Raw genomic sequence first — 10,878 nt, forward strand, 5'->3', positions numbered from 1 at the left:
GCAACAGCACAAGACGCAATGGCAGGCGGCGCACACATGATCCCTACAATCCTGCCCCGCCAAACACAATTTTCTTTACAATGCCGTAAAACGCACACTATTCAGCAATTTTCAGGCCATCGTGCTCTTCGGTCCTGTTTTGCGGCGCGGGCGGTATTGCCTGCGCTGGCTGATTAAGTGTATAAGTGACTGTATACAAGATCAAATCGGGGAATCCTTTGAGCATTTCAAGCATGACAGGCTACGCGGTTGCCACCAGCGAAGGTGCTGCAGGCACACTGACAATTGAAATCAAGAGCGTCAACTCGCGCTTTCTCGACCTGCAATTCCGGATCAACGACGATCTGCGGGCCCTGGAGCCAGACTTGCGCGCCGCTGTCATGTCCGCCATCACGCGCGGCAAAGTCGAGGTACGCCTGAGCTTTGGCCGCAAGGCCGCGACGGCAGGCACGCAGGCCCTGAACCTGCCCCTGCTGGCCGAACTGGCGCGCCTGCAAAACGAAGTAGGCCAGCATTTTGTCTCCGCCCCCGTCATGACGGTGGCCGAACTGTTGCGCTGGCCTGGCATCATCGAAGAAGCGCAAGTGGGGCAGGAATCCCTGCAGGCGGACGTGGGCGCGCTGACCAAGCGCACCGTGGCGGCCTTCGTCGACAGCCGCAAGCGCGAAGGCGCGGCGCTCGAAGCGGTGCTGGTGTCGCGCATCGAAGCGATGGAAGCCATCGTCAAGCGCATCACGCCATTGATACCGCAAGTGGTGGCGGCCTTCCAGCAAAAAGCCATCGAACGCATGCAGGATGCGCTGGGCCTGGCCAGCCAGGGCTCGAATTCGGCCCTGTCGCGCCAGGACGCCATGGAACGCATCCGCCAGGAAGTCATCCTGTACGGCATCCGCATCGACGTGTCGGAAGAACTGGCACGCCTGTCGGCCCACCTGGGCGAAACGCGCCACATCCTCACCAAGGGCGGGCAAGTGGGCAAGCGCCTCGACTTCATGATGCAGGAACTGAATCGCGAAGCCAATACGCTGGGCGCCAAGGCGTCCGTCAAGGAACTGGCCGACGCCTCGATGGACTTGAAGCTGCTGATCGAGCAGATGCGCGAACAAGTGCAGAACCTGGAGTAAGCTATGCGCGCACACCGCATCTGGATACTCGGCGCCAGCGCCCTGGCGCTGCTGGCAGCCGGAGCGCAGGCGCAAACGGCGCAGTTGCCGTCGCCATATGCGATCGAAAGCTGCACGGCCGGCTGTGTTGTCCTCAAGGAGCGCGGTGCATCCATCTACACGGGCGCCGATGCCGCCTCCTACCGCATCTGCTCGCGCAGCAGCCTGGGCGCGGAAGTGTCGGTCGACAGCACGGTCGTGCGCATCAGCAACCGCGACTGTACAGATGTGAATGGCCGGGCCATCATCCTGAACACGGGCGAAATCACGCTGGGACGGCTGCCCCGCTGAAACGCCCCGGCCAGCTTGATTTTTTACCATGTCGCCAGCGGGGGCTGGCTCGCCGCCTTGCCTCTTGGTAAAATACCGGATTGGGCGGCGCCCGTGCAAGCGCAAACGCCGCCATCACACGCATATGGAAAGATCCGCATGAGCCACCCTACCGCCTTCTCCGGCAGCCTGTTCGTGGTCGCCGCGCCATCGGGCGCCGGCAAATCGACACTGGTCAATGCATTGCTGGCGCAAGAGCCCGGCATCAAATTGTCGATCTCGACCACCACGCGCGCCCCCCGTCCGGGCGAGCAGCACGGCCGCGAGTACTATTTCACGACGGCGGAAGACTTTGTCGCGCGCGCCGACCAGGGCGAATTCCTGGAATGGGCGGAAGTCCATGGCAATTACTACGGTACCTCGCGCATCATGGTGGAACAGCAAATGGCCGCCGGCACCGACATCCTGCTGGAAATCGACTGGCAAGGCGCGCGCCAGGTGCGCAAGCAATTCCCCCGCGCGGCCGGCATTTTCATCCTGCCGCCATCGATCGATGCGCTGGAAGAACGCTTGAACAAGCGCGGCCAGGACGAGCCGCACGTGATCACGCGCCGCCTGCTGGCGGCTGGCGGCGAAATCGCACACGCTCCCGAGTTCGAGTATGTTATTATCAATGAAGAGTTTACGGTCGCTTTGTCCGAACTGAGCGCGATCGTGAGAGCGGCCCGTTGCCGGTTTGCGCAACAAGCGGCCCGCAACGCATCGCTATTCGCCCAGCTGGGCCTGCACGCAGAGTAATTAGTCTGCACGCCAGTTCACACAGCGCCCCGCACCACGCATAAAATTTAGGAGTTACTATGGCCCGTATCACAATCGAAGATTGCCTGAAGCAGATCCCTAACCGTTTTCAGCTGACCCTGGCTGCGACTTATCGCGCACGTCAGTTGTTGCAAGGCCACACCCCAAAGGTGGAAGCCAAGGACAAGCCTACCGTTGTCGCACTGCGTGAAATCGCTGCCGGTAAAGTCGGCATCGAAATGCTGAAAAAGGTCCCGATGTAGTGGGAAGCCGCGTGCCGGAACAGTGCTGACCCCTGGTTCTACCGTATCCTTTATTCACACTGTGAAGCAACGCGACGTTTTATGAGTCTGACCCCAGCCGACACGACTTCCGCAGCACTGCCGTCCCTGGCCTCGCGCCAGGCGGCAAAATCGCAGGGCGCTTCCGCGCCCGGCACCGGCACGTCCGGCAGCAACACCCCCGCAGCACCGCCAGCGCCCGCCTTGGGCGTGGCCTCCGTCAGCCACCTGGCCGACAAGCTGGCCGAATACCTTTCCCCTGCCGACCTGAAAAAAGTCAAGGAAGCCTACCGCTTCTCCGACGAAATGCACCTGGGCCAGATGCGCCGCTCGGGCGAGCCGTATATCTCGCATCCGATCGCCGTCGCCGAAATCTGCGCCGACTGGAAGCTCGACGCGCAAGCCATCATGGCCGCCCTGCTGCATGACGTGATGGAAGACCAGGACGTCAAGAAGGATGAATTGATCGAGCGCTTCGGCGCACCCGTGGCGCACCTGGTCGACGGCCTGTCGAAGCTGGAAAAGATCGAATTCCAGAGCCAGATCGAAGCGCAGGCGGAAAACTTCCGCAAGATGCTGCTGGCCATGGCGTCCGACGTGCGCGTGATCCTCATCAAGCTGGCCGACCGCCTGCACAATATGCGCACGCTGGATTTCATGACGGCGGCAAAAAAACGCCGCATCGCCAGCGAGACCATGGAAGTGTACGTGCCGATCGCGCACCGCCTCGGTCTGAACAATATTTACCACGAGCTGCAGGACTTGTCGTTCTCCCACCTGTACCCGATGCGCTACCGCACCCTGGCGAAAGCCGTCAAGGCGGCGCGCGGCAACCGGCGCGAAGTGGTCAACAAGATCATGGAAGCGGTGAAAAGCACCTTGTCCATGGCCGAGCTCGAGGCCGACGTCACGGGCCGCGAAAAGACCCTGTACGACATCTATAAGAAGATGCGCAGCAAGCATTTGTCGTTCTCGCAAGTGCTGGACGTGTACGGCTTCCGCGTGGTGGTCGGCAGCTTTGCCGACTGTTACGTGACCCTGGGCACCCTGCACAGCCTGTACAAGCCCATGCCGGGCAAGTTCAAGGATTACATCGCGATCCGCAAGCTGAACGGCTACCAGTCGCTGCACACGACCGTCATCGGCCCCTACGGCACGCCCGTCGAATTCCAGATCCGCACCCAGGAAATGCACCGCACGGCCGAATCCGGCGTAGCGGCGCACTGGCTGTACAAGAGCGGCGAATCGAACCCGTCCGATCTGCAGCAGCGCACCCATGCGTGGCTGCAATCCTTGCTCGACATCCAGCAGCAGACGGGCGACTCGGCCGAATTCCTCGAACACGTCAAGGTCGACCTGTTCCCCGATTCCGTCTACGTATTTACGCCGAAGTCGAAGATCATCGCCCTGCCGCGCGGCGCTACGGCCATCGACTTCGCCTACTCGATCCATACGGGCATCGGCGACCAGACCGTGGCCGTCAAGATCAACAACGAAACCTCGCCCCTGCGCACCGAGTTGCACAATGGCGACATTGTCGAGATCATCACCGATTCCTCGTCGCGCCCCAGCCCGACCTGGCTGTCATTCGTGCGTACAGGCAAGGCCCGTTCGGCCATCCGCCACCATTTACGCACGATCAACCTGCCCGAATCGATCGCCCTGGGCCAGCAATTGCTGTCGCAGGCGCTGCACACCCTGAACATCGACGCCGACCTGCCGGCGCCATTGATCGAACGCCTGCTCAACGAATCGAGCGCCAATTCCATGGACGAGCTGTACGCGGACATCGGCATCGGCAAGCGCATGGCCACCCTGGTGGCGCGCCATATCTTCGGCCTGATCGGCGGCGAAGCGGCAAGCATGCCGGTGGAACACAATAGCGGCAGCGAGCTCGACCCCGTCACCATCTGCGGCAGCGAAGGCGTTTCGGTACAGCTGGCGCCATGCTGCCTGCCGATCCCGGGCGACCAGATCATCGGCCAGCTACGCCGCGACCAGGGGCTGCTGGTACACACGAGCGACTGCTCGCAAGCGAAGCGCCAGCGCGCCAAGGAACCGGACCGCTGGATCGCCGTGCGCTGGGGAACCGAACTGAACCGTCGCTTCGACTGCCGCATCAAGGTGCTGATCAACAGCGAACGGGGCATCCTCGCCCGCGTGGCCGCCGAAATCGGCGAGTCCGACGCCAACATCATCTATGTCGGCATGGACGAAGACAAGGACAACGTCCTCGACCAGCTGCGCTTCACCGTGCAAGTCAAGGACAGGGTCCACCTGGCCGCCCTGCTGCGCAATGTGCGCCGCGTCGCCGGGGTCAACCGCATCCTGCGCGAACGTAACTAAAACCCAAAGCGAAGACTGGGGTCGGACCCTCAGGGTCCGACCCCGGCCCTTACGCTTTACGGGTTTGCAATTCCCTCACAAACTCGTCACTTCCCACCGCCCCATTGCCACGGCTGGCGGCACGTAAAGCCTGCAGCGCCGCTTCCTCATCGGCATGAAATAAAGCGGCATAGGCGTACCGCCGCTCCCCCTGGTTTTTCCCCATGCTGATATAAAGTGGATGTGGCTGGACCAAGGCATCGTCCTTCCCCTCGGCATTGCACCGATAGCTGGACCAGCGGTAATGCCCCGGATAGCGCACCATGCCGGCACGCACGGGATTGAGTTCAATATAACGCTGGCATACCAGCAGATAGGTCGTATCCTGCACGACACAGGACTTGTAGCGCCCATCCCATAGCGGCCCGGTACGGCGGCGGCGCCAGTTGATGTAATGCGCATGCTCCTGCCCAACCGCCTTCATCATGCGCGAGACAGCCCGGACACTATCCGCAGAGAGCAGCAAATGCACATGATTCGTCATCAGTACATAAGCATGCAGCGCGCAGCCTTGCGTACGCGAGTGTCGTTGTAATTGTTGCAAATACCAGAGAAAATCGGCGGCCTCAAAGAAGCAAACTTGCCTGTCCGCCCCACGCTGCACCACATGCAAGGGCATGCCCGGCATAAACAAACGCTGGATGCGGGCCATGAGACACTCCCATCGGGAAAAGCCCCAGCCTGACATGCCTGTCAGCGCCCGCCCTGCGCCACCGCAAGCCTACCCCTCCCCTGGCGCCGGATACGTCACTTCCAGCAACTCCAGTTCCTGCTCGCCCAGCGGCGTGGTGAGGGTGATCACGTCGCCTTCGCGCGCCTTGGTGATGGTGCGGGCCATGGGCGAGATCCAGCTGATCTTGCCGTTCAGGGGGTCGAATTCATCGATGCCGACGATGGTGATCGTGTGCGTTTCGCCGTCGCTGGTGCGGTAAGTTACCGTGGCGCCGAAAAACACCTGGTCGTTGCCATGGTGCACGCTGGGGTCGACGATGGCGGCCAGGTCCATGCGTTTCGTCAGGAAGCGGATGCGGCGGTCGATTTCGCGCAGGCGCCGCTTGCCGTAGATATAGTCGCCATTTTCCGAACGGTCGCCATTCGACGCCGCCCAATGGACGATGCGCACGACTTCCGGACGGTCGACGTCGATCAGCTGCAGCAGCTCATCCTTGATGCGCTGGTAACCGGCCGGCGTGATGTAGTTCTTGGCGCCGGCGGGAATGGCCAGCGCCAGCGCGGCCGCTTCTTCATCGTCGTCGTTGTCGGATTCTTTTACAAAGGCTTTATTCATCTGCCTATTGTAGCCCCGCCAGAGACCCGCAGGCACACGGGATGCGGGGGCAGCCGGGCTTTTTTGACGTATCATCGTGGCAATCGCGGCAAACCTGCGCCGCACACGGAGACGGATGAAAAAATTCTACAGAGTCAGGCGCTGGCTGTTCGCGCCGCTGGTCTACCTGGCCGCCATCTTCCTGCTGATCGAGGAATGGCTGTGGGCGACGGGCGCGCGCATCATGCAGGTGGTGGCGCAATTTCCGCCCCTGCATGCACTGGAAGCGTGGATCAGGCGCCTGCCGCCGTATTGGGCGCTGGCCATCTTCGTGCTGCCGGCCGTACTGCTGTTTCCCGTCAAGCTGCTGGCCCTGCTGGCGATCGCGCGCGGCCATGCGTTTTCCGGCATCGGCGTGATCGTCATCGCCAAGCTGGGTGGCGCGGCCGCCGTGGCCCGCCTGTACAGCCTGACGCGCCCCACTCTGCTGACCTTGCCGTGGTTTGCGCGCTGGCATGGCCTGTTCATGGAAACCAAGGACCGCTGGATCGCCCGCCTGCGCGCCACGCGTCCGTGGCGCAGGATCAGCCGCCTGTCGGCCGCGCTGGGCCGCGCCCGCCGTGCTTGGTGGCAACGCTTGCGCAAGGGCACGCCAGGCCGGCATAATTCCCGCCCAGCCAGGGTGCTGCGCCGCTTCGCCGCCTTCTGGCGCGCCCGCCGCTGATGAAGAAAGACGACTCCATGCACGACACTCTCCAGCTGGCCCCCGCCATGCGCGCGGCGGCGCCGGAAATCTACCTGTACGACTCTGCCAGCTTGCAATTGCTCGATGCCAATGACGCCGCCTGCGACAACTTGCAGTACACGCGCCAGGAATTGCTGGCGATGACGCCCTTCACGCTGGCGCCGCAGCTTGACGCGCAGCACTTGGCCGCCGTGCTGGCGGCCCTGGACGACAGCATCGGCGCGCAAGCCCGGCTGCATGTACAGCAGCGCCGCCGCGATGGCAGCCTGTATTCGCTCAGCCTGCAACTGTCGCGCGCCAGCCGCCAGGGACGCGCCCTGCTCCTGGCCGAGGGCGAAGACTTGCACACGCCGCAGGCGACGGCGGCCGCCCTGGCGCAGGTGCAGTCGCGCTTCAACGCCATCGTCTCGAATACGCCTGGCCTCGTGTACCAGTTCTGCCTGCATGCGGATGGACGGGCATCCTTTGCCTACCTGAGCGACGGTTGCCAGGCCCTGCTGGGCCTGGGGCCGGCACAGCTGCACGCGCGTCCGGAACTGTTCTATCAATTGATACTGGCCGACGACCGCGCCTCGTATCTGGAATCGATGCAGGCCTCAAAAAACGCCTTGTGGAGCTGGAACTGGGAAGGCCGCATCTGGATCGATGCCTGGAAAGACGTCAAATGGATCAACCTGCGCTCCACGCCGCGCGCGCTGGCCGACGGCACGGTGCAGTGGGAAGGCATCATGACGAATATCACGGAAAGCCGGCTGGAACAGATCGAAGTGCGCCAGTCGCGCGCCCGCCTGGCCGAGCTGACTGCGCATATCGACAAGGTCAAGGAACACGAACGCACGCGCCTGGCACGCGAACTGCACGATGACCTGGGCGGCAATCTGACGGCGATCAAGATGGCGCTGGCCATGCTGGCGCGCCGCCTGCCGCCGGACGACCCGCTGCTGCAGGAAAAGGCCGACTATGTCGATGCTCTGGTCGACCGCAGCATCGACGCCGTGCACCGCATTTCGCTGGACTTGCGCCCCTCCATGCTGGACCTGGGCCTGGTCGCCGCGCTGGACTGGCAAGTGAAGGAATTCGCGCGCCAGGCCGGCATCGCATGCCAGTTCATGTCGAACCGCCAGCACATCGAACTGGAACTGGACCAGGCGACCAGCCTGTTCCGCATCGCCCAGGAAGCGCTGACGAATATCGCCAAGCATGCGCAGGCGAGCAAGGTCAGCGTGCGCCTGGCCAGGCAGCGCCAGCATCTGCGCCTGACCATCGCCGACAACGGCGTCGGCATGCGCCTGTCCGATCGCGCCAAGCCGCAATCGTTCGGCATCCGCGGCATGGCCGAACGCGCCAGCGCGCTGGGCGGCACCCTGAGCCTGATGGATGGGCCGGACGGCGGTACCATCCTGAGCATAAAAATCCGGCTGACCACGCCGCGAGAGGCGATAATAGCGGCTGCAGCCAGTGCGCCCGCGCACAGCGGGCCGCCACCAGAAGCGGCCAGTGGGTGAATTAGATAGGAAACAACGCAGTCATGAAAGAAAAAGCCACCATCCGGGTATTCATCGCCGACGATCACGCGATCGTGCGCGAGGGCTTGAAACAAATCCTCGCCGATACGAAGGACATCATCGTGGCCGGCGAGGCCGAAAATGGCCACGACGCCATCAAACTGTTCCGCGGCTCGAAATGCCAGGTGTTGCTGCTTGACATCTCCCTGCCCGACCGCAGCGGCATCGAGGTGCTCAAGCAGATCAAGAAGGAAAAGCCGGAACTGGCCGTGCTGATGCTTTCCATGCACCGCGAGGACCAGTACGCCATCCGTTCGCTCAAGGCGGGCGCGGCTGGCTACCTGACGAAACAGAGCGCGCCGCGCGAACTGGTCACGGCCATCCGCCAGGTGGCGCAGGGCTTGAAATACATCAGCGCCTCGCTGGCGCAGGAACTGGCCAACACGGTGGGCGAAGACCACGAAACGGCCTTGCACGATACCCTGTCGGACCGCGAGTACCAGACCCTGGTCATGATCGCCTCGGGCAAGGCCGTGGGCGCCATCGCCGAAGAGCTGAAATTGTCCGTGAAAACCGTCAGCGAATACCGCGCCCGCCTGCTGGTCAAGATGAAACTCAAGAACAGTGCCGAACTGACACATTACGCCATCCGCAACCAGCTGGTGGATTGACGGCAAAGCGGCATGCATGCTGGCATCGGGCGAATTGACAGGACTTATCCTTGCTTCTCGCACAATAAGTTCTTTGCCAACTCGCATATCATGAGGATAATGAGAAATATCTAAAAAGGCTGTGCCTACATGTCCAGTAAATTGCCATCTTCACCAGCAAGCGCTCCTGCTGGCGCCACGAGTACTGCCGCCGCTGCGGCGATGAACCCGGCCGATATCGCCCGCGAAGCGTTTCGCCGCCTGGCCACCCGCCGCATCGCCCCCACGCCGAGCGCCTACCGCGATATCTACAATGAAATCGCCGGTATCAGCGAACCGGCGGAGACGCCCGGCGCGCCCGCCGCCGTGCTGGCCGCCAGCGCCAATGTGGAAAGCGGCGCGGAAAACGTCCTGACGCAGTTTGCCGCCAAGATGAGCGAATCGGCGGGCGAACTGGGCGACTTTGGCCGGCGCTTCCAGCGCGCCCTGAAAGCGCGCGACTGGGACAGCTATGCGCGCACCCTGGCACAACTGGCGGAAAAACAGGTCAAGAAAGGCGGCGGCATCGAATTGCCGCCCCTGCCGGACGGCGAACAGACGCGCACCCTGCGCGAATTGCTCAGCCGCACCCTGGGCTTTGCCGTCGCCACCTTGCTGACGGGAACGCCCGCGCTGGTGGAAGAGGCCGAATCGCTGGGCGCGGCCATCAAGCTGGCCCACACGGAAGAAGCGCTGAACGAAGCGGCCCTGCGCCTGAAACAGCTGTGCTACCAGATCGAATTGAAAAGCGGCGACACGGCCGAACAGCAGGAATTGCTGCTGCGCCTGTTCAAGTTGCTGCTCGATAACGTCAGCCAGTTGCTCGACGACGACAGCTGGCTGCGCGGCCAGGTCGATGCCGTGCAAAACCTGATCGCCGGCCCGCTCGACCAGCGCGCGCTGGAAGACGCCACGCGCAGCCTGAAGGAAGTCATCTACAAGCAAGGCCAGCTCAAGCACAGCCTGTCCGACGTCAAGCTGACGGTCAAGAACATGATGATGACCTTCATCGACCGCCTGGGGCAAGTGGCGGCCAGCACGGGCGACTTCCATGAAAAGATCGGCGGCTATTCGGAAAAGATCAGCCAGGCGGAAAATATCAGCGAACTGAACAGCGTTCTCGACGAAGTCTTGCGCGAAACGCGCATGGTGCAGAACGAAGCCTTGCGCGCACGCGACAAGATGGTGCTGGCGCGCCAGGAAGTGCAGGATGCGGAACAGCGCATCCACACCCTGGAAGCGAAGCTCCAGCATATGAGCGAACTGGTCCGGGAAGACCAGCTGACGGGCAGCCTGAACCGACGCGGCCTGGACGACGTGTTCGAGCGCGAGACGGCCCGCTCCGACCGCCGCGGCACGCCCCTGTGCATCGCCATGCTGGACCTGGACGATTTCAAGCGCCTGAACGACACCTATGGCCACCTGGCTGGCGATGCGGCGCTGAAACACCTGGTAAAGATCGTCAAGGAAACGCTGCGCTCGATGGACGTCATCGCCCGCTTCGGCGGCGAGGAATTCCTCATCCTGCTGCCGGAAACGACGGTCGAGGCGGCCTCGTCGACGATGACGCGCCTGCAGCGCGAGCTGACCCGGCATTTCTTCCTGCACGACAACGAAAAGGTCTTGATCACCTTTTCCGCCGGCGTGGCCCTGCGCCTGCCCAACGAAGACCAGGCCGAACTGGTCAAGCGCGCCGACCGCGCCATGTACCAGGCCAAGCAGACGGGCAAGAACCGGGTGGTGGTGGCGGACTGAGCCACTTCAAACGGTACGCG

Annotated in this window: 11 protein-coding genes; 9 read left to right on the forward strand and 2 right to left on the reverse strand. The window is 62.8% G+C overall.

Features of this window, described 5'->3' with window-relative positions:
* Positions 1-233: 233 nt before the first annotated feature.
* The 5 genes from CSQ92_RS14610 to CSQ92_RS14630 all read left to right on the forward strand — a co-directional run bounded on the left by CSQ92_RS14610 (position 234) and on the right by CSQ92_RS14630 (position 4,858).
* On the forward strand, positions 234-1,124 hold the full coding sequence (locus CSQ92_RS14610; protein ID WP_034787070.1) for a YicC/YloC family endoribonuclease: 891 nt from the start codon (positions 234-236) through the stop codon (positions 1,122-1,124).
* Between the two features lie 3 nt (positions 1,125-1,127).
* Positions 1,128-1,454: a hypothetical protein gene (locus CSQ92_RS14615; protein WP_099394439.1), complete on the forward strand. Its 327-nt coding sequence runs from the start codon at positions 1,128-1,130 to the stop codon at positions 1,452-1,454.
* A gap of 138 nt (positions 1,455-1,592) precedes the next feature.
* Positions 1,593-2,231: a guanylate kinase gene (gene gmk / locus CSQ92_RS14620; RefSeq protein ID WP_080753685.1), complete on the forward strand. Its 639-nt coding sequence runs from the start codon at positions 1,593-1,595 to the stop codon at positions 2,229-2,231.
* A 59-nt stretch (positions 2,232-2,290) separates the two neighbouring features.
* Complete coding sequence (gene rpoZ / locus CSQ92_RS14625) at positions 2,291-2,494, forward strand: DNA-directed RNA polymerase subunit omega (RefSeq protein ID WP_010400723.1); 204 nt, start codon at positions 2,291-2,293, stop codon at positions 2,492-2,494.
* A gap of 81 nt (positions 2,495-2,575) precedes the next feature.
* A complete protein-coding gene (locus CSQ92_RS14630; protein ID WP_034787076.1) occupies positions 2,576-4,858 on the forward strand; it encodes a RelA/SpoT family protein in 2,283 nt (760 codons plus the stop codon).
* 49 nt (positions 4,859-4,907) lie between these two features.
* On the opposite strand, the gene CSQ92_RS14635 is transcribed toward CSQ92_RS14630, so the two are convergent.
* Both CSQ92_RS14635 and greB read right to left on the reverse strand, forming a co-directional pair.
* Positions 4,908-5,549, reverse strand: a complete 642-nt coding sequence (locus tag CSQ92_RS14635; protein WP_099394440.1) for a transposase — start codon at positions 5,547-5,549, stop codon at positions 4,908-4,910.
* Between the two features lie 69 nt (positions 5,550-5,618).
* Positions 5,619-6,185 carry a transcription elongation factor GreB gene (gene greB, locus CSQ92_RS14640; protein WP_070259337.1) on the reverse strand — a complete coding sequence of 189 codons (567 nt, stop codon included), beginning with the start codon at positions 6,183-6,185 and terminating at the stop codon, positions 5,619-5,621.
* A 115-nt stretch (positions 6,186-6,300) separates the two neighbouring features.
* Here greB and CSQ92_RS14645 point away from each other — a divergent pair, with 115 nt between their 5' ends.
* From CSQ92_RS14645 to CSQ92_RS14660, 4 genes are all read left to right on the forward strand, one after another.
* Positions 6,301-6,888 carry a membrane protein gene (locus CSQ92_RS14645; RefSeq protein WP_034787082.1) on the forward strand — a complete coding sequence of 196 codons (588 nt, stop codon included), beginning with the start codon at positions 6,301-6,303 and terminating at the stop codon, positions 6,886-6,888.
* A gap of 17 nt (positions 6,889-6,905) precedes the next feature.
* Positions 6,906-8,414 carry a sensor histidine kinase gene (locus CSQ92_RS14650; protein ID WP_257219217.1) on the forward strand — a complete coding sequence of 503 codons (1,509 nt, stop codon included), beginning with the start codon at positions 6,906-6,908 and terminating at the stop codon, positions 8,412-8,414.
* Positions 8,415-8,437: 23 nt separating this feature from the next.
* A complete protein-coding gene (locus tag CSQ92_RS14655) occupies positions 8,438-9,085 on the forward strand; it encodes a response regulator (RefSeq protein WP_034753998.1) in 648 nt (215 codons plus the stop codon).
* A 201-nt stretch (positions 9,086-9,286) separates the two neighbouring features.
* A complete protein-coding gene (locus CSQ92_RS14660; RefSeq protein WP_034787085.1) occupies positions 9,287-10,858 on the forward strand; it encodes a GGDEF domain-containing protein in 1,572 nt (523 codons plus the stop codon).
* Positions 10,859-10,878: the final 20 nt, after the last annotated feature.

This window comes from Janthinobacterium sp. BJB446 (assembly GCF_002735655.1).
GTDB classification, from domain to species: Bacteria; Pseudomonadota; Gammaproteobacteria; order Burkholderiales; family Burkholderiaceae_D; genus Janthinobacterium; species Janthinobacterium lividum.

What these genes read in the sequence shown, in the direction of transcription:
- CSQ92_RS14610 (WP_034787070.1), top strand. Translation starts at nt 234, where the DNA reads ATGACAGGCTACGCGGTTGCCACCAGCGAAGGTGCTGCAGGCACACTG.
- CSQ92_RS14615 (WP_099394439.1), top strand. Translation starts at nt 1,128, where the DNA reads ATGCGCGCACACCGCATCTGGATACTCGGCGCCAGCGCCCTGGCGCTG.
- gmk (WP_080753685.1), top strand. Translation starts at nt 1,593, where the DNA reads ATGAGCCACCCTACCGCCTTCTCCGGCAGCCTGTTCGTGGTCGCCGCG.
- rpoZ (WP_010400723.1), top strand. Translation starts at nt 2,291, where the DNA reads ATGGCCCGTATCACAATCGAAGATTGCCTGAAGCAGATCCCTAACCGT.
- CSQ92_RS14630 (WP_034787076.1), top strand. Translation starts at nt 2,576, where the DNA reads ATGAGTCTGACCCCAGCCGACACGACTTCCGCAGCACTGCCGTCCCTG.
- CSQ92_RS14635 (WP_099394440.1), bottom strand. Translation starts at nt 5,549, where the DNA reads ATGGCCCGCATCCAGCGTTTGTTTATGCCGGGCATGCCCTTGCATGTG.
- greB (WP_070259337.1), bottom strand. Translation starts at nt 6,185, where the DNA reads ATGAATAAAGCCTTTGTAAAAGAATCCGACAACGACGACGATGAAGAA.
- CSQ92_RS14645 (WP_034787082.1), top strand. Translation starts at nt 6,301, where the DNA reads ATGAAAAAATTCTACAGAGTCAGGCGCTGGCTGTTCGCGCCGCTGGTC.
- CSQ92_RS14650 (WP_257219217.1), top strand. Translation starts at nt 6,906, where the DNA reads ATGCACGACACTCTCCAGCTGGCCCCCGCCATGCGCGCGGCGGCGCCG.
- CSQ92_RS14655 (WP_034753998.1), top strand. Translation starts at nt 8,438, where the DNA reads ATGAAAGAAAAAGCCACCATCCGGGTATTCATCGCCGACGATCACGCG.
- CSQ92_RS14660 (WP_034787085.1), top strand. Translation starts at nt 9,287, where the DNA reads ATGAACCCGGCCGATATCGCCCGCGAAGCGTTTCGCCGCCTGGCCACC.